The sequence below is a fragment of the Afipia carboxidovorans OM5 genome, assembly GCF_000218565.1.
Classification (GTDB): Bacteria; Pseudomonadota; Alphaproteobacteria; order Rhizobiales; family Xanthobacteraceae; genus Afipia; species Afipia carboxidovorans.
Map to the genome: position 1 here is coordinate 1,894,997 of NC_015684.1, position 24,447 is coordinate 1,919,443.

Genomic DNA, 24,447 nt, shown 5'->3' on the forward strand with positions numbered 1-24,447 from the left:
ATGCCGATCAACATTCTGATGCCCGCGCTGTCGCCCACGATGGAAAAGGGCAACCTCGCCAAGTGGCTCAAGAAAGAGGGCGACAAGGTTTCATCCGGCGATGTCATCGCCGAGATCGAGACCGACAAGGCGACGATGGAAGTCGAGGCGGTGGACGAGGGCACCATCGCGAAAATTCTGGTACCGGAAGGCACCGCCGACGTGCCGGTCAATCAAGTCATCGCCGTGCTCGCCGCCGATGGCGAGGATGTGAAAGCGGCTGCAAGCGGTGGCGGTGCATCTGCGCCGGCTCCCAAGCCTGCTGAAGCTCCGAAAGCTGCTGAACCGGCCAAGGCTGCAGAGGCTCCGAAGCCTGCTGCCGCTGCGTCCGCACCGGCTCCGGCTGCAAAACCGACCGCATCTGCGGCACCGGCTGCGCCGCAGCCCGCACAGGCTCCCAGCAACGGCGCGCGCACCTTTGCCTCGCCGCTCGCCCGGCGTCTCGCCAAGGAAGCTGGCATCGATATTTCCCGCGTCAGCGGCACCGGTCCACACGGCCGCATCATCGCCCGCGACGTCGACGAGGCGAAGGCGGGGCGTGGTCTGAAGCCTGCCGCTGCTGGCGGCGCGGCTGCGCCGACCTTCGCGCCGGGTCCGAGCGACGCGCAGATCATGTCGCTGTTCAATGCGGACAATTACGAGGCGGTGCCGCACGACCAGATGCGCAAGGTGATTGCGCAGCGTCTGTCGGCCTCCGACCGCGACGTGCCGCAATATTATCTCACCTGCGATTGCGACATCGGCAATCTCGTCGCCGCGCGCGAGGACATCAACGGCCGCGCCCCGAAGGACAAGGACGGCAAGCCCGCCTACAAGCTCTCGGTCAACGACTTCGTCATCAAGGCGCTGGCGCTGGCGTTGCAGCGCGTGCCGGATGCCAACGTCACCTGGACCGACGAGGCGATGCTGCGCCACAAGGTCTCCGACGTCTCGGTCGCGGTGTCGATCCCGACCGGGCTGATCACGCCGATCATCCGCAGCGCGCATGCGAAGTCGGTGTCGACGATCTCCAACGAGATGAAGGACCTCGCCGCGCGCGCCAAGGCACGCAAGCTCAAGCCCGAGGAATATCAGGGCGCGAGCACGGCGGTGTCGAACCTCGGCATGTACGGCATGAAGCAGTTCACCGCCGTCATCAACCCGCCGCAGTCGACCATTCTCGCGGTTGGCATGAGCGAGGAGCGGCCGGTGGTGCGGAACGGCAAGATCGAGATCGCGACCATCATGACGGTGACGCTTACATGCGATCACCGCGCGATGGACGGCGCGCTCGGTGCGCAGCTTCTCAGCGCCTTCAAGCTCCTGATCGAAAACCCGGTGATGATGGTGGTGTGAGGCGCGAGCCTCACGCCGTCACCCATCATGAGACGCCCATGAAACTCCTCGGTGTTATTCTGCTGGCCGGCATTGCCTCGCTTGTCGTCGGCGTGATCTTTGCCGCGGCCTGGCCCTTTCTCGTCGCCTGCAAGGGCGCGGGCTGTGCCGCCACTTTCCAGCAGAAGCTCGTGCTCGTTGCGATCTTTGCGGCAGTCGCGATGGCGGTGTTTTCCTTCGCCGCGACGCGGGTGAAGAAGCGCGAGGCGATTTCGTCGGTGCTGCGGCTTCTGGTGCTTGCGCCGGCCGTGCTGATCGTCGCGGGCCTTGCGGCGGATGCGGCGCCGGGCGCGGAGAAGAAGTTCGTCGTCACCGATGCGCTGCAGCTTGCGGTGCCGTTCTGGGCCGTGGTGCTGACGCAATACGCGCTTATCCGGCGCACGCTGCTGCCGCGGGAGGCGGTGCGCTCGTAACCGCGCGTTCGTGCGGAGGGCAGGAGAGATGCCTATGGGGTCGATATCGGCGGTGCGATTGATGGCGGGGCGCGGCGCCTCGCGGACGGCAATCTGGCTGGCGGCCGCAACGATCGCGTTCTCCGCCGGCGCGGCGCGGGCGGAAATGAAGCCGAAGGTCGCGCAGCTCGACGAGGTGCCGAAAGCGGTCCTCTACATCGGCAACAGCTTTTTCTATTACAATAACAGTCTGCATAACCATGTGCTGAAGCTCGCGCACGCGGCCGATCCGGGGACGCATTACTACGCGACCTCGGCCACCATCAGCGGCTCCGGGCTCAACTGGCATAATGTTGAGGCGCTGTTCTCGACCGACGGCATGGCGTCCTATTCGTTCGCGCCGGGCAACAAGGTGGTGATGACCACCCGCAACAAGAAGTACGACGCGGCCATCATGATGGATTGCAGCCAGTGCCCGGTGCATCCGCAGCTCAAGGGCCTGTTCGCCGAGACCGCGGCAAAGGATGCCGAGATCGTACGCAAGCATGGCGCCGATCCGGTGCTGTTCATGTCGTGGGCCTATGCCGACAAGCCCGAGATGACCGAGCAGCTTGCGGAGGCCTACACCACCGCCGGCAACGCAAGTGGCATGCTGGTCATTCCGGCGGGGCTAGCGTTTGCGCGTGCCAAGAAACAGCAGCCTGATCTGGTGCTGAACGTCGAGGACAAGCGTCACCCGACGCTCGCGGGGACCTATCTCGCGGCGTGCACGGTGCTGGCGTCGGTCTATCGGCGTTCGCCGGTCGGCAACAGCTACCATGCGGGTCTCGACGAGAAGACCGCCACGTTCCTGCAGAACGTGGCGTGGGAGACGGTTCAGGACTATTACAGGAAGTAGATTTTGGCCCGAGCGGGTCAGCAACGGCGCGGGACGCTGTCCCTCTCCCACAGGGGGAAAGGGAGAAAACAACTGAAGCAGGTTAGCGAACATGGCTGATACATCTTTCGACGTCGTTGTGATTGGCGCAGGCCCGGGCGGCTATGTCACCGCGATCCGCGCGGCGCAGCTCGGCTTCAAGACGGCGATTGTCGAGAAGCAGCATCTCGGCGGCATCTGCCTCAACTGGGGCTGTATCCCGACCAAGGCGCTGCTGCGCTCGGCCGAGATCTATCACTACATGCAGCACGCCAAGGACTACGGCCTCACCGCCGAGAAGGTCGGCTATGACGCGAAAGCCGTGGTGCAGCGCTCGCGCGGCGTTTCCAAGCGCCTCAATGACGGCGTCGGCTTCCTGATGAAGAAGAACAAGATCACCGTGATCTGGGGCGATGCGACCATCGACGCGCCCGGCAAGATCACGGTGAAGGCGGGCAGCGCCGATGCGCCGAAGGGCGTGCTGGGGGCGGGCAGCTATCAGGCCAAGCACATCATCGTCGCGACCGGCGCACGCCCGCGCGTACTGCCGGGGCTCGAGCCGGACAAGAAGCTCGTCTGGACCTATTTCGAGGCGATGGTGCCGGAGAAGATGCCGAAGTCGCTGCTCGTGGTCGGCTCCGGTGCGATCGGCATCGAATTCGCCTCGTTCTACCGCACCATGGGTGCGGAGGTGACGGTGGTCGAGGTGCTGCCGCAGATTCTGCCGGTCGAGGACGCCGAGATCGCCGGCCTCGCGCGCAAGCAGTTCGAGAAGCAGGGCATCCGTATCCTCACCGGCGCGAAAGTCACCAAGCTCGACAAGAAGGCCGACAGCGTCACCGCGACCGTCGATCTCGGCGGCGGCAAGACCGAGCAGATCACCGCCGACCGCGTGATCTCGGCGGTGGGCGTCGTCGGCAATATCGAGAACCTCGGGCTGGAGAAGTTAGGGGTGAAGACCGATCGCGGTTGCATCGTCATCGACGGCTATGGCAAGACCAATGTGCCGGGCATCTACGCCATCGGCGACGTCGCGGGCCCGCCGATGCTCGCTCACAAGGCCGAGCATGAAGGCGTGATCTGCATCGAGGCGATCAAGGGGCTGCACGTGCACCCGATGAACAAGCAGATGATCCCGGGCTGCACTTACTGCCATCCACAGATCGCTTCCGTCGGCCTCACCGAGGCCAAGGCGAAAGAGGCGGGCAAGGATATCCGTGTCGGCCGCTTCCCGTTCGCCGGCAACGGCAAGGCGATCGCGCTCGGTGAGGATCAGGGCCTGATCAAGGTGATCTTCGACAAGAAGACCGGACAATTGCTCGGCGCGCACATGGTCGGCGCGGAGGTCACCGAGTTGATCCAGGGCTATGTGGTGGCGATGAACCTGGAGACCACCGAGGAAGAGCTGATGCACACCATCTTCCCGCATCCGACGCTGTCGGAAATGATGAAGGAAGCGGTGCTCGACGCCTACGGGCGCGTGCTGAATATGTAAGGGAAGCCAAAACAAAGCCCGCCGTAACAGGCGGGCTTTCAGATCGCGTCCGGCAAGCCGTGTCTGCGTTATCGCGAACGCGCCTTTGCCTTCGGAGGCGTAACGCCGTCCCAGCTCTTTCGGGAAACCGATGTTTAGAAGCAATCGAACGCGACGCAGACGGGCGGCCGCGCGCGGCGTTAATTCTGCATCGCATCGCGCGAAGATTTAAAACCTGTAGTTCAGGCCGGCGCGGACGATGTTGAGGTCGGTTGCGAATTTCACGGGATACGTAATCGGCAAGGTTCCGGGCATCGTCGTGACCGCCACCTCGGTCAGGCCTCTGTCAAAGCGCGCGTAAAGATACTCGCCTTTCAGCGACCATCGTGGCCCGAGCGCGTATTCGAACCCGCCACCGATCGTCCAGCCCGGAGCCATGCCTCGGGACGAACCGGCATAACAGACATTCGGGTTGGGACCACCGCAAAGGGACGTGTATCTGACGCCATTGATGTCGAAAATTCCGGAACCACTTGTGCCCGGTTCGACGTCAAATCGTGCAGAACTGTTGATCTTCGCAAAGGCAAATCCGCCGGTGGCGTAGACAAGCAGGTTTTCAGCGGCGACATGGCCGAGGCGGGCGCGGATGGTACCGAACGAGCGGACGGTCTGGCTCGCGGAGGTCGCTACGCCGGGGACGATGTGACTCGTCGATCCCGAGCCGCCGATATCCGCAAGCTGGAAGTCTCCCTCCAGTCCGATAACCCAATCAGGGCGTACCTGATAATTGTACCCGATCTGAAAGCCGCCCAGCGCCCCGGAGTGCGTCCCGGTTGGCCAGCAAGCCGATCTGACGCGCGTACTCGGAAACGACAAGATCGTCCTTTGGATACTCGGCTCCACCATTGAACCAGCCGCCGCCCGCGTTCACGCCGGCGTAGAATCCGGTCCAGTTCATGGCGGGAGCAGCAGCGGCTTTGACAGGGAAATCCGCCGCATGGGCCGATCCGGCAAAGGTGACGGCGATGAGCGCGGCCAGCGCGGTGTGTTTCATCAAAAACCCAAAGGAAATGGATGGACTTGACGGCCCTTCCAAGCGTACGCCGCTCGTTTCTCGCACAGTTTGGGGGCGGCATTTCGGTGCATAGGGGAAAGCAGACGGGAGTATTCACGCTGCGCTGCGATGCCGCTGCGCGCCAGCAAGCCCGTCATTGACCGCAGATACACACCGCAGATGTTGCGAAGCCGCCACAGTTTTTGAACATTTAACCCTTGCCGTAGGAAGCTCTTGCGCGCGCCGCGATTTGGCCACACGCCTCAATGAAATCGTGTTCATGTAGCGTGGATGCCGCGACCGCCGCGTGAATGCGCCTGAAGCCTGTTATTTGCAGGAGAAAGTTGGCGCGGCGAGGGTGTGAGATGGACGCCAAGACCAACATCAAGTCGAGATTGCCGAGCCGCCATGTCACGGAAGGCCCGGCCCGCGCTCCGCACCGCTCCTATCTCTACGCCATGGGTCTCACCACCGAGCAGATCCATCAGCCGTTCGTCGGCGTGGCGACCTGCTGGAATGAGGCTGCTCCCTGCAATATTTCGCTGATGCGCCAGGCGCAGGCCGTGAAGAAGGGCGTCGCCTCGGCGGGCGGCACCCCCCGCGAGTTCTGCACCATCACCGTCACCGACGGCATCGCCATGGGCCACGAGGGCATGCGCTCCTCGCTGCCGTCCCGCGAGGTGATCGCGGATTCCGTCGAACTCACCATCCGCGGCCATTCCTATGACGCCCTGATCGGGCTCGCCGGCTGCGACAAGTCCTTGCCCGGTATGATGATGGCGATGTGTCGCCTCAACGTGCCCTCGATCTTCATCTATGGCGGCTCGATCCTGCCCGGCAATTTCCGCGGCCAGCAGATCACCGTGCAGGATATGTTCGAGGCGGTCGGCAAGCATTCGGTCGGCGAAATGTCCGACGCCGACCTCGACGAAATCGAGCGCGTGGCGTGTCCCTCGGCGGGCGCCTGCGGCGCGCAGTTCACCGCCAACACCATGGCGACCGTCTCCGAGGCGATCGGGCTTGCGCTGCCGTATTCGGCCGGCGCGCCAGCGCCTTATGAAATCCGCGACTCCTTCTGCGCGGCGGCGGGCGAGAAGGTGATGGAGCTGATCGCCAGGAACATCCGTCCGCGCGACATCGTCACCCGCAAGGCGCTGGAAAATGCCGCGGCTGTGGTTGCGGCCTCCGGCGGCTCGACCAACGCGGCGCTGCATCTGCCTGCGATTGCACATGAATGCGGGATCGAATTCGATCTGTTCGACGTCGCCGAAATCTTCAAAAAGACGCCTTATGTCGCAGATTTGAAGCCGGGTGGCCGTTATGTGGCCAAAGACATGTTCGAAGCTGGTGGCATTCCGCTGCTGATGAAGACGCTGCTGGACAACGGTTATCTGCACGGCGACTGCCTGACAGTGACGGGCCGTACCATTGCCGAGAACCTCCAGAGCGTGAAATGGAACCCGCACCAGGATGTGGTGCGTCCGGCGGATCGGCCGATCACGGCGACCGGCGGCGTCGTGGGCATGAAGGGCAACCTCGCGCCGGAGGGCGCGATCGTGAAGGTGGCTGGCATGTCCGTCCTGAAGTTCACGGGCCCCGCGCGCGTGTTCGACTGCGAGGAAGACGCGTTCGAGGCCGTGGAAAAACGCACCTACAAGGAAGGCGACGTTCTCGTGATCCGCTACGAGGGCCCCAGGGGCGGCCCGGGCATGCGCGAGATGCTCGCCACCACTGCTGCTCTTTATGGCCAGGGCATGGGCGCGAAGGTTGCGCTTATCACCGACGGGCGCTTCTCCGGCGCCACGCGCGGCTTCTGCATCGGCCATGTCGGCCCGGAAGCGGCGATCGGCGGCCCGATTGGCCTTCTCCGGGACGGAGACATCATCGAACTTGATGCCGAAGCCGGCACGCTCAATGTCAGGCTGAGCGAGGCCGAACTGGCCGAGCGGCGCAAGGTGTGGAAACCGCGCGAGACGGGCACTGGCTCCGGTGCGCTCTGGAAATATGCCCAGCAGGTCGGCCCTGCGGTCAGGGGAGCGGTGACGCACCCCGGCAAGGCGGGTGAGAAGAGTTGCTATGCGGATATTTAAGGGTTGCGTCATTGTTGCGTGTGCGAGCGTCGTAGCCTTTGCGATGACGCCAGCGAATGCTTTCGACGGTACGCCGGATGCCGATAGCGCCGCCGCGCCGCTTGCGGTCGTCACCGCGCCCTCCGGCGTTGCGGTGGTCCGCAAGACCGTGACCGCGCCGGCGGCCGCCAACAACAATTCGCTGAGCGCGCTGCAATACGCCGCCGAAGATGGCCACGCGATCGCACAGTGGAAGCTCGGCAAGATGTTCGCCGATGGCGGCGGCGTCGAGCGCGATGATCTGCGCGCCTTCGATTATTTCAGCCGGATCGCCAACCAGCATGCCGAGGACAGCCCCGGCGCGCCGCAGGCCAATATCGTCGCCAACGCCTTCGTGGCGCTCGGCCGGTACTACGCGACCGGCATCGCCAACACCCGCGTCAAGCGCGACCCGGAGCGGGCGCGCGAGATGCTCTCCTATGCGGCGTCCTATTTCGGCAGCGCCGAGGCGCAGTACAGCCTTGCGCGGATGTATCTCGATGGCAAAGGCATCCAGCGCGACGTGAAGTACGGCGTGCGCTGGCTCGGCCTCGCCGCGCATAAGGGCCAGCACGAAGCGCAGGCGCTGCTCGGCCAGATGCTGTTCAACGGCGACCATCTCCAGCGCCAGGCCGCGCGCGGCCTGATGTGGCTCACGCTCGCGCAGGAAAGCGCGACGCCGAGCGAGAAGTGGATTCACCAGAGCTACAACGAGGCGCTCGCGAAAGCCTCGGAAGACGACCGCGCCATGGCGCTCCAGATGCTGCAGCGCTGGGTGCAGGGCCGGCGGGATTGATCAACTCCACGGCGGCTCCTTCTTCCTTCACCTCTCCCCACGGGAGAGGTAAGACCCGAGCTTCGCTCGCAATGACGGGGAAGCTCAAAAATCCAGATCCGCCCACACAGGCACGTGGTCCGAGGCTTTTTCCCAGCCGCGGACGTGCTTGTCGATGCCCACGGCCTGCAGCCGATCTGCGGCGGGCGGCGACATCAGAAGATGGTCGATGCGGATGCCGTTGTTCTTCTGCCAGGCGCCGGCCTGATAATCCCAGAACGTGTATTGTTGCGGAGCGTCGGTCGTGGCGCGTAGCGCATCGGTGAGGCCGAGATTGAGCAGCGTCTGGAACTTGTCGCGGGTCTGCGGCAGGAACAGCGCGTCGCCGAGCCACGCCTGCGGATTGTAGACGTCGGCCGGCGTCGGGATCACGTTGAAGTCGCCCGCGAGCACAAACGGCTCCTCGCTCTTGATCCGCTCGCGCGCGTAAGTGATCAGCCGGTCCATCCAGCTCAGCTTGTACGGATATTTTTCCGTGTTCACCGGATTGCCGTTCGGCAGATACAGGCAGGCGAGGCGGAAGGTGCCGTCCTTGTGCGACACCACGCCTTCGAGAAAGCGTGCGTGTAGATCGTCCGGGTCGCCCGCAAGCTGCGGCCGGGTTTCCTCGAAGCGATACTTCGACAGCAGCGCGACGCCGTTGAATGTCTTCTGCCCGTGCGTCACCACGTTGTAGCCGAGCGCTTCCAGCGGCTCGCGCGGAAACGCCTCGTCGAGGCACTTGATCTCCTGCAGGCAGACGAGGTCGGGCTCGCGCTCCTTCAGCCATGTCACGAGATGGTCGAGGCGCTGGCGCACCGAGTTGACGTTCCAGGTCGCGATGCGCATGGGCGGCGTCAGATCGAGAAGCTGGTGCCGCAGCCGCAGGAGGCGGTGGCGTTCGGGTTGACGACGCGGAAGGAGGCGCCGATCAGGTCGTCGACGAAGTCGAGCTCGGAGTCCGCAAGGAAGGGCGCGGAGGAGGAGTCGACCAGCACCACGGCGTTATCGCGCACGATTACGAGGTCGTCCTCGGCCTGGGTCTTGTCGATGTCGAATTTGTATTGGAAGCCCGAGCAACCGCCGCCCTCGACGCTGATGCGAAGCTTGGCGCCTTCGCCTTCGCTTTTGAGGATTTCGCCGATCCGTCGCGCAGCCCGCTCGGAAATGGTCACATTGGCGGTCACGTCCGCTCTCCTCGAATCCGGAAGTTTGAATCTGTTCCGGACAGTAGTTAAGTACTCGCCACGCCAGAATCAAACGCCAAAGGAGCGTCCCCCATGTCCGTGGGACGGGCGGCGCCTGCCGCGCCTTACCGCTGCGACCCCGACCAGAGCCGTGGCCGCCGCTTTGACGAGCCGCCGAGCCGTCACCGCAGCGCCTTTCGCCGCGATTGCGACCGGGTGATCCATTCGACCGCGTTCCGCCGGCTCAAGCACAAGACGCAGGTCTTCATCTTCCATGAGGGCGACCATTACCGCACCCGGCTGACCCACAGCCTGGAGGTGGCGCAGATCGCCCGTGCGCTGGCGCGCCAGCTTGGCCTCGATGAGGACCTGACCGAGACGCTGGCGCTGGCCCATGATCTCGGCCATCCGCCATTCGGCCATGCCGGCGAGCGCGCGCTTGACGCCTGCCTGAAGGATCACGGCGGCTTCGACCACAATGCGCAGTCGCTGCGCGTCGTCACCTCTCTCGAGCGCCGCTATCCGGCTTTCGACGGCCTGAACCTGACCTGGGAGTCACTTGAGGGCATCGTCAAGCACAACGGCCCGCTGCTCGGCCGCGATGGCCGTCCGCTCGGGCGCTATGCGGAGCAGGGCCTGCCGGTCGGGATCACCAGCTACAACGGAGTGCACGATCTCGAACTGGGGTCCTATGCCTCGCTGGAGGCGCAGGTCGCGGCAATCTCCGACGACATCGCCTACAATGCCCACGACATCGATGACGGTCTGCGTGCCGGGTTGTTCACTATCGCGGACCTCAACGCCGTTCCGCTTGTGGCCGACATCAACGGCCGCATCGCCTCGCGTTTCCCGGGCATCGATGAGGCGCGCCACGGCGCCGAACTGGTGCGCGAGCTGATTTCGTACTGGATCGAGTCCGCATTCTCCGAGGCATTGCGCCGGATCGCGGCGAGGGCGCCGCAGAGTGTTGCGGACGTGCGCAATGCGGACGGTCCGCTCGTCGTCTTCAACCCCCGCGCTGCGGCGGCCGATAAAGAGATCAAGGAATTCCTGTGGGGGCGGATGTACCGCCACGAGCGGGTGATGCGGGTGATGACGGAGGCGGAGGGCATCGTCGCCGACCTGTTCGACCGCTACAGCCGCCACCCCGAGGACCTGCCGCCCGACTGGGCTGCCCATTGGGGTGAGGACGGCGAGGAGGAGGCGGTGCGCCGGATCGGCAATTTCATCGCCGGAATGACCGACCTTTACGCCATGACCGAGCACCAGCGGCTCTTTGACTCGACCCCGGAATTGCGTTAGGCGCGCGGGGGCGTTCGCCCCATTCTACACCCGTTTTCAGGAGACTTCCGTTGTCCGTCCCGACCCAGCCGGCCCATATTTTCGCGGATATTCTCGGGCGGGTTCAGGGTGTATGCCGTGCACTGATCGCGGACGGCACGTTGCCGGAGGGCATCGACCTGTCACGGATCGTGGTCGAGCCGCCGAAGGATGCGAGCCACGGCGACATGGCGACCAACGCCGCGATGGTGCTGGCGAAGGAAGCCAAGACGAAGCCGCGCGATCTCGCGGACAAGATCGCCGCGAAGCTTGGCGCCGACCCGCAGGTGGCCTCGGTGAGCGTCGCGGGGCCGGGGTTTATCAATCTCACGCTGAAGAACGAGGCCTGGTTCGATGCGCTGCGCGCGGTACTCAACACGGGCGCCGCTTACGGCCGCTCGGAGATCGGCGCGGGCGAGAAGGTCAACGTCGAATACGTCTCCGCCAATCCGACTGGGCCGATGCATGTCGGCCACTGCCGCGGCGCGGTGTTCGGCGATGCGCTGGCGACGCTGCTGGCGTTCGCGGGCTACGACGTCACCAAGGAATATTACATCAACGACGCCGGTGCGCAGGTCGACGTGCTCGCGCGCTCGGCATTCCTGCGGTACCGCGAGGCGTTGGGCGAAGCCATCGGCGAGATTCCGGACGGGCTTTATCCCGGCGATTATCTCAAGCCGGTCGGAGAGGCGCTTGCGAAAGAGTATGGCGACAAGCTCGTCAAGCAGCCGGAAGCCGAATGGCTGCCGCTGGTGCGCGAGAAAGCCATCGCGATGATGATGGAGATGATCCGCGGCGATCTCGCGGCGCTCAACATCAAGCACGATGTGTTCTTCTCGGAGCGCTCGCTGATTGTCGGCGGCACCGATCAGGTCGGCGCAACGATTGCGGGCCTGCGCGCAAAGGGCGACGTCTACGAAGGCCGTCTGCCGCCGCCGAAGGGGGCGCCGGTCGAGGATTACGAGGATCGCGAGCAGACGCTGTTCCGCGCCACTGCGTTCGGCGACGATGTCGATCGTCCGCTGAAGAAGTCGGACGGCTCCTACACTTACTTCGCCTCCGACATCGCCTATCACAAGAACAAGTTCGACCGCGGCTTCCGCAACATGGTGGACGTCTGGGGCGCCGACCATGGCGGCTACATCAAGCGCGTGCAGGCGGCGATCAAGGCGGTGACGGCGGGCGAGGGCACGCTCGACGTCAAGATCGTGCAGCTCGTGCGGCTGTTGCGCGCTGGCGAACCGGTGAAGATGTCGAAGCGCGCCGGCGATTTCGTCACGCTGCGCGAAGTCGTTGATGAAGTCGGCTCCGACGCCGTGCGCTTCATGATGCTGTTCCGCAAGAACGACGCGGTGCTCGACTTCGATCTTGCCAAGGTGCTGGAGCAGTCGAAGGACAATCCGGTGTTCTATGTGCAGTACGGTCACGCGCGCGGGCACTCGGTGTTCAAGAACGCGCGCGTCACGGTTCCCGATCTGCCCGAGGATAACGGCAAGCGGCTCGCTTTTCTCGCGGGCGCGCCGGTGGAACGGCTCACCGACCCGGTGGAGCTGTCGCTGATCCGGCAGCTTGCCTTGTTCCCGCGCACGCTCGAGGCGGCTGCGGCCGCACATGAGCCGCACCGAATCGCTTTTTATCTCTATGATCTCGCGAGCGAGTTTCACGCCCTCTGGACCAAGGGCCGCGACGCGCCTCATTTACGCTTCATTATCGAGAATGATGCAGAAATGACGGTTGCGCGACTGGCCTTGGTGCAAGGCGTCGTCTCTGTTCTGGCATCAGGCCTCGCCGTCCTTGGCGTTCATGCCCCGAACGAGATGCGATAGGATTAGGACTGTCGGCCTGCGTAGGGGATGACGTGGCCGCAGCCAGGAACGGCGAACTCGTTGAGGTTGCGTGAGTCTGCCGTATCCGCAGGGGATGCGAGATCACCATGTCAGATCGATACAGTGACAGGCCGTTTCCGCCCGCCGATCGCGATTATGCAAATCGTGGGCAGCAGCAGGACGAGGGCGATCCGTTGGCGGAACTCGCCCGCCTGATCGGCCAGACCGACCCTTATTCCAGCTTCGGCCGCAGCCAGACGGCGAGCGCGCAGCAGCCGCACGACGAGGCGCCTGCCTACGAGGAAGCGCCCGCGCCGCAGCAGTACAGCAGCTCGCAATATTCGGCTGAGCCATATTCCCACGCGCAATACGAGGGTGAGCCGCAGTCCTACGCAAACGAGCCGCCGCCCTTACCGTCATGGATGCGGCCGCGCGATCCCGCACCGGCCGAGCCTGCGTATTCTCAGCCTGCGCACGAGGATTATTCCTATCCGCTGCTCGACGAGACGCGCGAGCAGACCTACAACCGCCACACCGGCTATCGGCTCGGCTACGAGGTCTCGCAGTTCGAGTCCCCGCAGCAGCAAGGCTATGCCGACGATGGTCAGGCTTATGGTCAGCAGGGCTACGGGCAGGACGGTTACGGGCAGGGAGCGCAGGGCCAGTACGGCCAGAACGCCTACCAGCAAGGCGCCTACGACTCGAATGCCTACGATCAGCAAGGCCGCTACGACCAGGTCCTTTACGGTGCTGCGCCGCGCGAGCGTGGCGAAGCGCCTTATGCCGGCGGCTACGATCAGGGCTATTACGAGGACGGTTACAACGAGACCTATGCCCCCGAGCCTGAGCGCCATCGCCGCCGTGGTGGCTTCGCGACCGTCGCGGCCGTGCTCGCGCTGGCCGTGCTCGGTACTGCGGGTGCTTATGCCTATCGCTCCATCGTAGGCTCCCCTCGCAGCGGCGAGCCGCCGGTCATCAAGGCGGACGCGAGCCCGAACAAGATCGTCCCGGCGAACCAGTCGGCCGAGAACAAGCAGATTTACGACCGCGTCGGCGACAAGTCGGCCGAGCGTATGGTGTCGCGCGAGGAACAGCCGGTCGAGGTCGATGCCCGCTCCGGCGGCCCGCGTGTCGTGTTTCCGCCGTTGACGCAGAACCCGTCGCCCCCCTCCGGCGCGTCGGTGTCGCCCGCCGCGCGCCCGACCGGCCCCGGTGTCGCCAATGGAACTATGAGTGGGGAGGTGCCCCGGCGTATCCGCACTGTCAGCATCCGCCCCGATCAGTCTGACATGACCTCGCAGACGGCGTCGGCAGTTCCGGTGGCGCCGGCGCCTGCTCCGGTCCAGAGCGCGCCTGCGCGTGCACCGGCGGCGCCGTCGAACGCACCGCTCGCGCTTGCCCCCCAGCCGGCTCATGAGCCCGCACAGTCGCGCGTTGCCGCGCTGGCGCCTGCAGCAGCACCGGCCGCAGCGGGTTCCTACGTCCAGCTTTCCTCTCAGCGCTCGGAGGCCGATGCCATGACCTCCTACCGGGTGCTGCAGGGCAAGTACCCCGGCATCCTCGGTTCGCGGCAGGCAACCGTCCGCCGGGCCGATCTCGGGTCCAAAGGCGTGTACTACCGGGCGCTGGTCGGCCCCTTCGCCTCGACCGACGAAGCCACCCAGTTCTGCGTGAACCTACAATCGGCAGGGGGTAAGTGCATCGTCCAGAGGAATTAATGGCCGATTCCTTGACCCTGGCGGCGAGGGCGGGCTAATCGCCCTTAATGGCCGTCCGCGCTTTCATCACTGGCGTCTCCGGCCCCGTCCTGACCGACGGGGAGCGCGCATTTTTGCGCGAGGAACAGCCCTGGGGCTTCATCCTGTTCAAGCGCAATGTTGAGACGCCGCTGCAAGTTGCTGCGTTAATTGACGATTTGCGTGCGACTGTGGGTCGACCGAATGCCCCGGTCCTGATCGATCAGGAAGGCGGGCGGGTCCAGCGGCTCGGGCCGCCGCATTGGGCACGCTATCCGGCCGGGGCAGTGTTCGGGGCGCTGTATGACCGGAACCCGGAGCAGGGCCTGCGCGCGGCATGGCTCTCCTCGCGCCTCATCGCGTCCGATCTGGCGGGGCTCGGCATCAGCGTCGATTGTCTACCGCTCGCCGACCTGCCGGTCGAGGGGGCCGATGCCGTGATCGGCGATCGAGCCTATGGCACCACGCCGGACAAGGTCGTGGCGCTGGCGCGAGCCGTGGCGAATGGCCTGCAGGACGGTGGTATTATACCGGTCTTGAAACATATCCCCGGCCACGGACGGGCCACCGCCGACAGCCATTTGCGGCTGCCGACCGTCGATACGCCGCGCGCGGAACTGGAGCGCACCGATTTCGTGCCGTTCACGCAGCTCGCGGATCTGCCGATGGCGATGACCGCACATGTTGTGTTTAGCGGCCTCGATGCCGCCCAACCGGCGACCACTTCTGCGACAATCATTTCTCAAGTGATTCGCGGCGCGATGAATTTCCAAGGTTTGCTGATGAGCGATGACGTCTCGATGAATGCGCTGAGCGGCACGCTGGCCGAGCGCACGCGGGCGAGCCTCAAAGCGGGTTGCGACGTGGCGCTTCATTGCAATGGCAAGATGGACGAGATGCGCGCGGTGGCGAGCGAAACGCCGGAACTGGCCGGCGAGGCGTTGAAGCGCGCCGAGCGGGCGCTGGCCGCCCGCAAGGCGCCGCAGCCGTTCGACCGCGAGGCCGGCCGCGCGGAGCTTGATGAACTGATCGCACAGGCGGGGATCGCATGAGCGCCGAGATTTTATCCTTCGAGACCGGGCAGCCTGCCGTCGAGGCGGAACGGGCGCAGGACGAACCGGCGCTTGTCGTCGACGTCGAGGGTTACGAAGGCCCGCTCGACCTCCTGCTTGCGCTCGCGCGGCAGCAGAAGGTCGATCTCGCGAAGATTTCCATTCTGGCGCTGGCCGACCAGTACCTCGTGTTCATCGAGGCCGCGCGCAAGCTGCGGCTTGAGCTTGCCGCCGACTATCTCGTGATGGCGGCGTGGCTTGCTTACCTGAAATCGCGCCTGCTGCTGCCCGAGCCGCCGACGCCCGATGGTCCGAGCGCCGAGGACATGGCGAGCGCGCTCGCCAACCGTCTGCGCCGGCTCGAGCAGATCCGCGAAGCCTCCAAGCGGCTGATGACACGCCCGCAGCTCAACCGCGATATTTTCCCGCGCGGACTGCCGGAGCAGATCGCGCAGATCAAGCATCCACAATGGACGGCGACGCTCTACGACCTGCTGTCGGCCTATGCCACGCAGCGCCAGCAGCGTGTGCTTGCGAGCGTGCATCTGGCCAAGCGTACGGTGTGGTCGCTTGCCGAGGCGCGCGCTTCGCTGGAACGGTTCGCCGGCATTGCCGACGACTGGAGCCGGCTCGACGAATATCTCATCGCCTATGTGATGGACCCGACGCAGCGCGCAACGGTGATGGCCTCGAGCTTCGCGGCCACGCTTGAACTGGTGCGCGAGGGCATCGCCGACGTGCACCAGCAGGAAGCGTTCGCACCGATTTATTTTCGGAAGCATGTGACGGCAGGGCCGGGTGCGCCTGCGCCGCAGGCTCCGGTCGAGTAAGTGGAAGAAGGAGAGCCCGTCATGGCCACCAATCTGGCTACCAAGCACGTCGAGGAGCACGATCCCTCGCACGACGAGACGGTCGAGACTTCGCACGAGACGGCTGAGACGTCGCATCAGGCGGGAGAGCCGTCGCAAGACGTGGCTGAACAGGTAGCGGTTGAATCTTTGGATGAGGCGGAAGCCTCCGAGCCCGCAGCGGCGCAACGTCCCGAAGAACTGCGCCTTCTGGAAGCGATGCTGTTCGCCTCGACCGAACCGCTCGACGTGCCCTCGCTTGCCAAGCGCCTGCCGGACGGCGCGGACGTGAAGGGGCTGCTCGAACAGTTGCGGGTCGATTACGCGATGCGCGGCGTCAATCTCGTGCGCGTTGGCAACAAGTGGACGTTCCGCACCGCCTCTGACCTCGCCTGGCTGATGACGCGCGAGAGCACCGAGACGCGCCGCCTGTCGCGCGCGGCGATCGAGACGCTTGCGATCATCGCCTATCACCAACCGGTGACGCGTGCCGAGATCGAGGAAATCCGCGGCGTCATCACCTCGAAGGGCACGCTCGACGTGCTGCTGGAGACAGGCTGGATCCGCCCGCGCGGCCGTCGCAAGACGCCGGGCCGGCCGCTCACCTTCGGCACCACGGAAGCCTTCCTCTCGCAGTTCAGTCTGGAGCAGTTGGGCGACTTGCCGGGACTCGACGAGCTGAAGGGCTCGGGCCTGCTTGATACCCGTCTGCCGACGGGCTTCAGCGTGCCGGCGCCGTCCGACGATCCGATGCTGCACGAGGATGAGGAGCCGCTCGCGCCGGACGACGACCTGCAGCTCACGCTGGCGCCGGTGCCGGACCCAGAGGAGCCCAATTCCGGGGAATCCACGGAAGCGTGATCGGCCTCGCGTAACGCTTGCAGGCGGTGGCGCGTAGACCTGTCGACACCCTTGATGGGATGATGTGGGAGCGGGCAGCTTTGCGGTGCGCTTCCTCTGACGCCAACCTGTCATGGGCCGATGCGATCAACGCGAGTTCTGACCGATGCTTCTTTTCATTCTGGCTTATCTTGGCGGCGTGCTGACCATCGTCAGCCCCTGCATTCTCCCGGTTTTGCCGTTTGTGTTCGCGCGCGCCGACCGGCCGTTTCTGACAAGCGGCCTGCCGATGCTGATCGGCATGGCGGCAACCTTCGCGGCGGTGGCGACGCTCGCGGCAGTTGCGGGCGGATGGGCGGTCGCGGCCAACGAATACGGCCGCTTCCTTGCATTGGCGCTGCTCGCGCTGTTCGGCATCGCGCTGCTGTTTCCCGCAGTCGCGGAGCGTGTGACGCAGCCTCTGGTCGCGCTCGGCGGGCGGCTCTCCGAACAGGCAGACGCGCAGACCGGCAACATCGTGCCGTCGCTGTTGCTCGGCGTCGCGACGGGCCTGTTGTGGGCGCCGTGCGCGGGGCCGGTGCTCGGCCTGATCCTGACCGGCGCGGCGCTCAACGGCGCCAATGTCGAGACGACGGTTCTGCTGTTTGCCTATGCAGCGGGTGCCGCGACCTCGCTGGCGCTTGCGTTGCTCGTCGGCGGGCGCGTATTCGCGGCGATGAAGCGTTCGCTCGGTGCGGGTGAATGGGTGCGGCGCGGCCTCGGTGCGCTGGTGCTGGTTGCGGTTGTGGCCATCGCGCTCGGCGTCGACACCAATTATTTGACGAACCTCTCGCTGACGCAGACCTCGGCGATCGAGCAGGGGCTGATCGACAGGCTGCGCGGGCAAGACAAAACCGCGATGGCGCCTGCGGGCGGCGCAATGCAGGCCAACCCTTCGATGATGATGAAGGGCGCCGCGCCGCAGGAAGATGCGCTGGCGCTGCCGGTTGAAGGCACGCTGCCGCCGCTCGATGGTGCGGTCGAATGGCTGAACTCAGCGCCGCTCAGTGCGGAAGCGCTGCGCGGCAAGGTGGTGCTGGTCGATTTCTGGACCTACTCCTGCATCAACTGCCTGCGCGCCATTCCGTATGTCCGCGCCTGGGCGGAGAAGTACAAGGACGATGGCCTCGTGGTGATCGGCGTGCACACGCCGGAATTCGCATTCGAGAAAAGGCCCGCCAACGTGAAGAAGGCGCTGGGCGATCTCAAGATCGATTACCCGGTCGCCATCGACAACAACTATGCGATCTGGCGCGCGTTCAACAACATGTACTGGCCCGCGCATTATTTCATCGACGCACAGGGACACATCCGCCACCACCATTTCGGTGAGGGTGAATATGACAAGTCCGAGCAGGTGATCCGGCAGTTGCTGCGCGAAGCCGGGAAGACCGTCGCTGCGCAAGGGCTTGCGGATGTCGAGGGCACCGGCGCCCAGGCCGCGCCGGATATGGAGAACATCAAGTCGCCGGAGACCTACCTTGGCTATGACCGTGCGGAGAACTTCATGTCGCCGGGTGGCTTTACCCGTGACGGCAGCCACGATTATGTCGCAGGCCGGCTCAAGCTGAACGATTGGTCGCTGTCGGGAACATGGACGGTCGATCCCGAGCACGCCGCGCTCGACAAGGCGGGTGGGGCGATCCGCTACCGCTTCCACGCCCGCGACCTGCATCTTGTGCTCGGCCCCGCCATGGATGGACGGCCGGTGCGCTTCAAAGTGACGATCGACGGGGCCGCACCGGGCACGGATCATGGCGTCGACATCGATGCCGGGGGCGTGGGAACGGTGAGCGAGCAGCGGCTTTACCAGCTTGTCCGCCAGCAGGGCGCAGTGAAGGAGCGGACCTTCGAGATCGAGTTCCTCGATCCCGGGGTGCAGGCCTTCGCCTTCACCTTTGGTTGAAGACGGCGGGGCCAATTGGCCTGCGGCGTTAACGATGCGGGGAACGAGAGGCGTCTCGGCTGTGGCCTGAATGCCGCAACCTGGCTTAAGTCCTTGTTTTCGACATTCCCGCAGCCTACCTTTTCAGGCAGATTTGGCCGGAGATGCTGGCCGCGCGTTCTGGAGAAGTCTCATGGGCCTGAGTTTTCAACATATCCTGATCCTGCTGGTGGTCGTCCTCCTGCTGTTCGGGCGTAACAAGATATCCGACCTGATGGGCGACTTCGCCAAGGGCATCAAAGCCTTCAAGAAGGGCATGTCGGATGACGAGGTGGAGACCGCCAAGTCGGACTCGATCAAGACCATCGACAACACCGGCAAGCCGACGAACGTGCAGGCGAATCCGCAGCGTCAGGATAGCACCGTCTGACCTAAAGCTTGTTGCAGCAGCGTCGCCGCCCCTGCACGAAGCGGAATGATTGATGTTCGATATCGGGTGGAGTGAGCTGGTCGTGATCGGCGTGGTCGCGCTGATCGTCATCGGGCCGAAAGAACTGCCGAGCGTGTTACGCATGATCGGTCAGTCGCTCGGCAAGGTGCGGCGCATGGCGGCTGAATTCCAGGGCCAGTTCAACGAGGCGATGCGCGAAGCCGAAATGGCCGACATCAAGAAGTCGTTCGACGATATCAGCTCCGCCTCGCGCGACCTCAATCCGACAAAGCTGCTCGCCACGCTCGAGGAGCATGCCGTCGGGAGCAGCCAACCCAAGGTGGAGAGCGCGGAAGCCGCAAAGTCTGCGGCCGAGACGCCTTCTGTCGAAGCACCCGCGGTTGAAACACCATCCGCACCGGCCGTTGAATCATCGGCCACGCCCACTGAGCCCGTTCCTCCGACGCAGACCCAGACGGAGCCTGTCGAGGGACAGGCCTCCGCGCTGATGACGCAAACCCAGGACGCCCCTCCGACCGCGCCGGACTCCAAACCCTCATGAGCGCCGACGACATCGAAGCCAGCAAGGCGCCATTGATGGAGCACCTGATCGAGCTGCGTTCGCGGCTCATCAAGGCGCTGATCGGATTCGCGATTGCGTTCGCGTTGTGCTTCGCCTTCGCCAAGCAGATCTACAACGTGCTGGTGTGGCCGTTCGTGTGGGTCGCGGGTCCGGAGAACGCGAAGTTCATCTACACCGCGCTCCTCGAATACTTCATCACCCAGATCAAGCTCGCCTTGTTCGGCGCGGGCTTCATCTCGTTCCCGATCATCGCGGCGCAGATCTACAAGTTCGTCGCGCCCGGCCTTTACAAGCACGAGCGCCACGCCTTCCTGCCTTATCTCATCGCGACGCCGGTGTTCTTCCTGCTCGGCACCGTGCTCGTCTATTTCGTCGTGCTGCCGATGCTGATCCGCTTCTCGCTTGGCATGCAGCAGCTGGGCGGCGACGACAGCGTGCAGATCGCGCTTCTGCCCAAGGTCGGCGAATACCTGTCGCTGATGATGTCGCTCGTCTTCGCGTTCGGCATCGCGTTTCAGCTTCCGGTGATCCTGACGCTGCTCGGCCGCATCGGCGTGCTGACGTCGAAGCAGTTGCGCGACAAGCGGCGCTATTTCATCGTCGGCGCGTTTGCGATCGCGGCGGTGCTGACGCCGCCCGACGTGCTGAGCCAGATGTCGCTCGCGATCCCGCTTCTGTTCCTCTACGAGGGCTCGATCTACGCGGTCGCCATCGTCGAGAAAAAGAACGCCGCCAAGCACAAGGTTCAGGAGGAGGCCGCGAAAGCCTCGGCCGAGCCTCCTGCCGAGACGCCGCCCGCATTGCCGCCCGCCGCCACCGAATAGCGTACCGCCGGCTGCGCTGGTATTTCCGGACGATGTTGCCGCAAATGCGTCTCGCCATGACGCGACGAATCGGGATTGGTCCTGCCGGGATTTGGGCTTCAGGCTTGGGTGCGCGGGCTTGGGTTTTGTTGCAGAAAGCCGCATAGATTTGCTTGCGATGGCACCCACGCCTTGTTTTAACGCGCGTAACGACGCGGATGGCCGGACGACACCCGGCCATGACGGGATGATTTCCAATGCATGACATTCGCTGGATTCGCGACAACCCGGAGGCTTTCGACGCCGCGCTGGGCCGGCGCGGACTTGAGCCTCAGGCGGCCGCGCTGATCGCGCTCGACGAGAAGCGGCGCGGTGCGATTGCCGCTTTCGAGCAGGCGCAGGCGCGACGCAACGCAGCCTCGAAGGAAATCGGGGAAGCCAAGAAGGCGAAGGAGAACGCTCGCGCCGATGCGCTGATGGCGGAAGTGGGTGAGCTCAAGACCAAGCTGCCGGAGATGGACGCGGCAGCAAAAAGGCTTGAGGAAGATCTGCGCAAGGAGCTTGCACAGATTCCGAACCTTCCGCTCGCCGAAGTACCGGAGGGCGCCGACGAGCACGGCAACGTGCAGCATCACGTCTATGGTGAGCCGCGCAGCTATGCGTTCAAGCCGAAGGAGCATGTCGCGCTCGGCGAAGGTCTCGGCTTCATGGATTTCGAACGGGCCGCGAAACTCTCCGGGGCGCGCTTTGTCGTGCTGAAGAGCGGACTGGCGCGGCTCGAGCGCGCCATCGGTCAATTTTTCCTCGACGTGCATACCGGCGAACACGGCTACACTGAAGTGAACCCGCCGCTGCTGGTGCGCGACGATGCGATGTTTGGCACCGCGCAGTTGCCGAAGTTTCGGGAAGATCAATTCGCGGCCGGATCGCTGGACGCCGAAGGGCAAGGCTATTGGCTCATTCCCACCGCTGAGGTCCCGCTGACGAACCTTGTGCGTGAATCGATCCTCGACGAGAAAGAATTGCCGATGCGCTTGACCGCGCTGACGCCGTGCTTCCGTGCGGAAGCAGGTGCAGCCGGGCGCGATACGCGTGGCATGATCCGCCAGCATCAGTTCACCAAGGTCGAACTCGTTTCGATCACGACGCCTGATGAATCCAGGAACGAGCACGAGCGCATGCTCTCCTGCGCGGAAGAAGTGCTGAAGCGGCTCGGCCTGCATTATCGCGTGATGACGCTGTGCACCGGCGATATGGGCTTCGCGTCACAAAAGACCTACGACATCGAAGTATGGATGCCGGGACAAATATCGAGTCAGGGCGAAGGCGGTATGTACCGCGAAATTTCATCGTGCTCAGTGTGCGGCGACTTCCAGGCGCGGCGCATGGATGCGCGCTATCGCGGACCCGACAACAAGCCGCACTTCGTGCATACGTTAAACGGTTCGGGTACGGCGGTTGGCCGCGCGCTGATCGCGGTGATGGAAACCTATCAGCAGGAAGACGGGTCGATCGCGGTGCCGGATGTGCTGCAGCCTTACATGGGCGGTCTGAAAGTGATTGAGCGGGACCGCTGATAAAAAACGGCGTCATGCCCGGCTTTATGCCGGGCATCCACGTCTTGATAAATCGCTCGGGACATAAGAAGACGTGGATGGCCGGGACAAGCCCGGTCATGACGAAGAGAATAAGGCCAGGATATGCGCGTTCTTTGCACCAACGACGATGGCGTAAATGCGCCGGGCCTCAAAGTGATCGAGGAGATCGCCGATCAGTTGTCCGATGACGTCTGGATCGTGGCGCCGGAACTCGATCAGTCCGGCGTCTCGCATTCACTGTCGCTGAACGATCCGCTGCGCCTGCGCGAAATCGGCCCGCGCCTTTTCGCGGTGCGCGGCACGCCGACCGATTGTGTCATCATGGGATCGCGGCATGTGCTCGGTGACAAGCAGCCGAACCTTGTGCTCTCCGGCGTCAACAAGGGCCGCAACGTCGCGGAGGACGTTGTTTATTCCGGCACCATTGCCGGTGCGCTGGAAGGCACCATCCTCGGGCTGCCGTCGTTTGCGCTGTCGCAGGAATTCGGCGGCCCGCAAAATCGCGACAAGCCGATGTGGGACGTTGCGCGCGCATTCGGTGCCGATGTCATCCGCAAGGTGATGAGCGTCGGCGTGCCGACCGATACGGTGATCAACATCAACTTTCCGGCCTGTGCGCCGGAGGAGGTGAAGGGTGTTGTCGTCACGCGGCAGGGCAAGCGCAATCAGGGCTTCCTGCGCATCGACGGCCATTACGATGGCCGCGGCAATCCGTATTACTGGATCGGCTTCGAGAAATTTCCGGTGCCGGATATTCCGGGTGAGGGCACTGACCTCGCGGCGCTCGAAGGCAATTACGTCTCGGTCACGCCGCTGCGGCTTGACCGCACCGACATGCGGTTCTCCGAGCAACTCGCAAATCTCTTCAATACGCCGTAGCGCGAAACGCCGGCTGCGTAGCTACGCTCAGGCCGCTTCGCCGCGCAGGATGGACTCGATCATCTTCGCGAGCGTGTCCATCTGAAATGGCTTCTGCAGCGCCGGGCGGTCGCGATATTTCTCCGGCAGGCCCTGCACGCCATAACCCGTTGCGAACACGAATGGCCGGTTGCGCTTGTGCACCGCCTCGGCAACCGGTGAGATCACCTTGCCGTTGACGTTGACGTCGAGGATCGCGATGTCGAAATTGGTGCACTGAACGAGACGGATGGCTTCGTCGATGTCGCCAGCCTCGGCCGCGACATGATAGCCAAGGTCCTCCAGCATGTCGGAGACCATCATGCGGATCATGACTTCGTCTTCGACCAGGAATACCGATCGACGCCGTTCGCCGTTGTTCGCCATCCCACCCTCATTGGCCGGACCGGTACGATCCGCGGACGGGATCATATGAGGGTTTGGCGGGCGCGTCATCTGTTCTTGTTCCGGGAGCTGGAACTGAAAAGCTCGAAAAACCTGTCCTTCTCGCGAATCCGAACTAACCTATGTTTATCGGATGGAAAATGAATGTCGGCATCAGGACGATCGGCACGTGAGAAGCTGAATTTCCAGTTGGGTTTGCGGCGGCGCGGCATCAGCGATCAGGCCGTGCTGCGCGCGCTGGAGGATGTGCCGCGCGAGCAGTTTGTCGAGCCCCACGATAAAGAAGTGGCCTATGCCGACACCGCGCTCGGCATCGCCTGCGGCCAGACCATCAGCCAGCCTTACGTTGTCGCTTACATGACGGAGCAGTTGCGCACGCACCCGCGCCACCGCGCACTCGAGATCGGCACCGGCTCGGGCTATCAGGCGGCGGTGTTGTCGCGGTTGTGCCGGCAGGTCGTGACGGTCGAGCGTTATCGCACGCTTGCCGATACGGCGCGCGCGCGTCTCGCCGCGCTCGGCTGCCGCAATGTCGAGGTGGTGGTGGGCGACGGTTATGACGTGCCGGACACGCTCGGCACGTTTGACCGCATCATCGTCACCGCGGCGATGGAGACGATCCCGGACAGTTTGATGGAGCGGCTTGAGCCGGACGGCATCATGCTCGTGCCGGTAGGCCCGCCGGAGGGCGTGCAGCAACTCGTGCGGCTGCGTAAAGGCGCGGACGGCGTCGAGCAGGAAGATTTGATCCCGGTGCGCTTCGTTCCGGCGCTCGTGGGGCTCGCTAAAGAGCTGTGATGCGGTGGGAGCAGGCGCGCGTGCCTCGT

The 24,447-nt window shown here is 64.3% G+C and carries 24 protein-coding genes; 19 read left to right on the forward strand and 5 right to left on the reverse strand.

What is annotated here, in order from left to right; genetic code table 11:
• The 4 genes from OCA5_RS08840 to lpdA all read left to right on the forward strand — a co-directional run bounded on the left by OCA5_RS08840 (position 1) and on the right by lpdA (position 4,216).
• Positions 1 to 1,374, forward strand: coding sequence for a pyruvate dehydrogenase complex dihydrolipoamide acetyltransferase (locus tag OCA5_RS08840; protein WP_012563423.1), 1,374 nt, complete (start codon positions 1 to 3; stop codon positions 1,372 to 1,374).
• 38 nt (positions 1,375 to 1,412) lie between these two features.
• Entirely contained in the window at positions 1,413 to 1,826 is a 414-nt protein-coding gene (locus OCA5_RS08845) for a hypothetical protein (protein ID WP_012563422.1), read from the forward strand.
• A gap of 34 nt (positions 1,827 to 1,860) precedes the next feature.
• The gene (locus OCA5_RS08850; RefSeq protein WP_012563421.1) at positions 1,861 to 2,703 is read left to right on the forward strand and encodes an SGNH/GDSL hydrolase family protein; all 843 of its coding nucleotides are present in this window, start codon (positions 1,861 to 1,863) and stop codon (positions 2,701 to 2,703) included.
• 91 nt (positions 2,704 to 2,794) lie between these two features.
• Positions 2,795 to 4,216 (forward strand): dihydrolipoyl dehydrogenase, encoded by a 1,422-nt coding sequence (lpdA, locus tag OCA5_RS08855; protein ID WP_012563420.1) that lies wholly within the window; start codon positions 2,795 to 2,797, stop codon positions 4,214 to 4,216.
• Positions 4,217 to 4,423: 207 nt separating this feature from the next.
• On the opposite strand, the gene OCA5_RS08860 is transcribed toward lpdA, so the two are convergent.
• Both OCA5_RS08860 and OCA5_RS19135 read right to left on the reverse strand, forming a co-directional pair.
• Entirely contained in the window at positions 4,424 to 5,071 is a 648-nt protein-coding gene (locus tag OCA5_RS08860) for an outer membrane protein (RefSeq protein ID WP_013913068.1), read from the reverse strand.
• On the reverse strand, positions 4,965 to 5,249 hold the full coding sequence (locus tag OCA5_RS19135) for a hypothetical protein (RefSeq protein ID WP_151202190.1): 285 nt from the start codon (positions 5,247 to 5,249) through the stop codon (positions 4,965 to 4,967). Before OCA5_RS19135 ends, OCA5_RS08860 begins: the two co-directional genes overlap by 107 nt.
• Before the next feature lie 365 nt (positions 5,250 to 5,614).
• On the opposite strand from OCA5_RS19135, the gene ilvD reads away from it, so the two are divergent.
• Together ilvD and OCA5_RS08870 are read left to right on the forward strand one after the other, a co-directional pair.
• Positions 5,615 to 7,339 carry a dihydroxy-acid dehydratase gene (gene ilvD, locus OCA5_RS08865; RefSeq protein WP_012563417.1) on the forward strand — a complete coding sequence of 575 codons (1,725 nt, stop codon included), beginning with the start codon at positions 5,615 to 5,617 and terminating at the stop codon, positions 7,337 to 7,339.
• Positions 7,326 to 8,153, forward strand: coding sequence for a tetratricopeptide repeat protein (locus OCA5_RS08870; RefSeq protein ID WP_012563416.1), 828 nt, complete (start codon positions 7,326 to 7,328; stop codon positions 8,151 to 8,153). The genes ilvD and OCA5_RS08870 overlap by 14 nt, the downstream gene beginning before the upstream one ends.
• A gap of 84 nt (positions 8,154 to 8,237) precedes the next feature.
• Here OCA5_RS08870 and xth read toward each other — a convergent pair whose 3' ends face one another.
• Together xth and erpA are read right to left on the reverse strand one after the other, a co-directional pair.
• Positions 8,238 to 9,020: an exodeoxyribonuclease III gene (gene xth, locus OCA5_RS08875; protein WP_012563415.1), complete on the reverse strand. Its 783-nt coding sequence runs from the start codon at positions 9,018 to 9,020 to the stop codon at positions 8,238 to 8,240.
• Positions 9,021 to 9,028: 8 nt separating this feature from the next.
• Positions 9,029 to 9,358 carry an iron-sulfur cluster insertion protein ErpA gene (erpA, locus tag OCA5_RS08880; protein WP_012563414.1) on the reverse strand — a complete coding sequence of 110 codons (330 nt, stop codon included), beginning with the start codon at positions 9,356 to 9,358 and terminating at the stop codon, positions 9,029 to 9,031.
• A 93-nt stretch (positions 9,359 to 9,451) separates the two neighbouring features.
• Between erpA and OCA5_RS08885 the strand changes: the two genes are divergently transcribed.
• The 12 genes from OCA5_RS08885 to surE all read left to right on the forward strand — a co-directional run bounded on the left by OCA5_RS08885 (position 9,452) and on the right by surE (position 23,197).
• On the forward strand, positions 9,452 to 10,660 hold the full coding sequence (locus tag OCA5_RS08885; protein WP_012563413.1) for a deoxyguanosinetriphosphate triphosphohydrolase: 1,209 nt from the start codon (positions 9,452 to 9,454) through the stop codon (positions 10,658 to 10,660).
• A gap of 50 nt (positions 10,661 to 10,710) precedes the next feature.
• Positions 10,711 to 12,504 (forward strand): arginine--tRNA ligase, encoded by a 1,794-nt coding sequence (gene argS, locus OCA5_RS08890; RefSeq protein ID WP_012563412.1) that lies wholly within the window; start codon positions 10,711 to 10,713, stop codon positions 12,502 to 12,504.
• Positions 12,505 to 12,611: 107 nt separating this feature from the next.
• Positions 12,612 to 14,222, forward strand: coding sequence for an SPOR domain-containing protein (locus OCA5_RS08895; RefSeq protein ID WP_012563411.1), 1,611 nt, complete (start codon positions 12,612 to 12,614; stop codon positions 14,220 to 14,222).
• A 47-nt stretch (positions 14,223 to 14,269) separates the two neighbouring features.
• Positions 14,270 to 15,292: a beta-N-acetylhexosaminidase gene (gene nagZ, locus OCA5_RS08900; RefSeq protein WP_012563410.1), complete on the forward strand. Its 1,023-nt coding sequence runs from the start codon at positions 14,270 to 14,272 to the stop codon at positions 15,290 to 15,292.
• Positions 15,289 to 16,122, forward strand: coding sequence for a segregation and condensation protein A (locus tag OCA5_RS08905; protein WP_012563409.1), 834 nt, complete (start codon positions 15,289 to 15,291; stop codon positions 16,120 to 16,122). The genes nagZ and OCA5_RS08905 overlap by 4 nt, the downstream gene beginning before the upstream one ends.
• A 21-nt stretch (positions 16,123 to 16,143) precedes the next feature.
• A complete protein-coding gene (scpB, locus tag OCA5_RS08910) occupies positions 16,144 to 17,001 on the forward strand; it encodes an SMC-Scp complex subunit ScpB (RefSeq protein WP_012563408.1) in 858 nt (285 codons plus the stop codon).
• Positions 17,002 to 17,146: 145 nt separating this feature from the next.
• The gene (locus OCA5_RS08915; protein WP_012563407.1) at positions 17,147 to 18,925 is read left to right on the forward strand and encodes a redoxin family protein; all 1,779 of its coding nucleotides are present in this window, start codon (positions 17,147 to 17,149) and stop codon (positions 18,923 to 18,925) included.
• Positions 18,926 to 19,097: 172 nt separating this feature from the next.
• Complete coding sequence (locus tag OCA5_RS08920; protein ID WP_012563406.1) at positions 19,098 to 19,334, forward strand: twin-arginine translocase TatA/TatE family subunit; 237 nt, start codon at positions 19,098 to 19,100, stop codon at positions 19,332 to 19,334.
• A gap of 52 nt (positions 19,335 to 19,386) precedes the next feature.
• On the forward strand, positions 19,387 to 19,896 hold the full coding sequence (gene tatB, locus OCA5_RS08925; RefSeq protein ID WP_012563405.1) for a Sec-independent protein translocase protein TatB: 510 nt from the start codon (positions 19,387 to 19,389) through the stop codon (positions 19,894 to 19,896).
• Entirely contained in the window at positions 19,893 to 20,741 is an 849-nt protein-coding gene (tatC, locus tag OCA5_RS08930; protein WP_012563404.1) for a twin-arginine translocase subunit TatC, read from the forward strand. The genes tatB and tatC overlap by 4 nt, the downstream gene beginning before the upstream one ends.
• Positions 20,742 to 20,977: 236 nt before the next feature.
• Positions 20,978 to 22,297: a serine--tRNA ligase gene (serS, locus tag OCA5_RS08935; protein WP_012563403.1), complete on the forward strand. Its 1,320-nt coding sequence runs from the start codon at positions 20,978 to 20,980 to the stop codon at positions 22,295 to 22,297.
• 123 nt (positions 22,298 to 22,420) lie between these two features.
• Positions 22,421 to 23,197, forward strand: a complete 777-nt coding sequence (gene surE / locus OCA5_RS08940) for a 5'/3'-nucleotidase SurE (protein ID WP_012563402.1) — start codon at positions 22,421 to 22,423, stop codon at positions 23,195 to 23,197.
• A 27-nt stretch (positions 23,198 to 23,224) separates the two neighbouring features.
• Here the strand turns inward: surE and OCA5_RS08945 are convergent, their stop codons facing one another.
• Positions 23,225 to 23,602: a response regulator gene (locus OCA5_RS08945; RefSeq protein WP_012563401.1), complete on the reverse strand. Its 378-nt coding sequence runs from the start codon at positions 23,600 to 23,602 to the stop codon at positions 23,225 to 23,227.
• A 162-nt stretch (positions 23,603 to 23,764) separates the two neighbouring features.
• Between OCA5_RS08945 and OCA5_RS08950 the strand changes: the two genes are divergently transcribed.
• Positions 23,765 to 24,418, forward strand: a complete 654-nt coding sequence (locus tag OCA5_RS08950; protein WP_012563400.1) for a protein-L-isoaspartate(D-aspartate) O-methyltransferase — start codon at positions 23,765 to 23,767, stop codon at positions 24,416 to 24,418.
• The last annotated feature ends 29 nt before the right edge of the window (positions 24,419 to 24,447 follow it).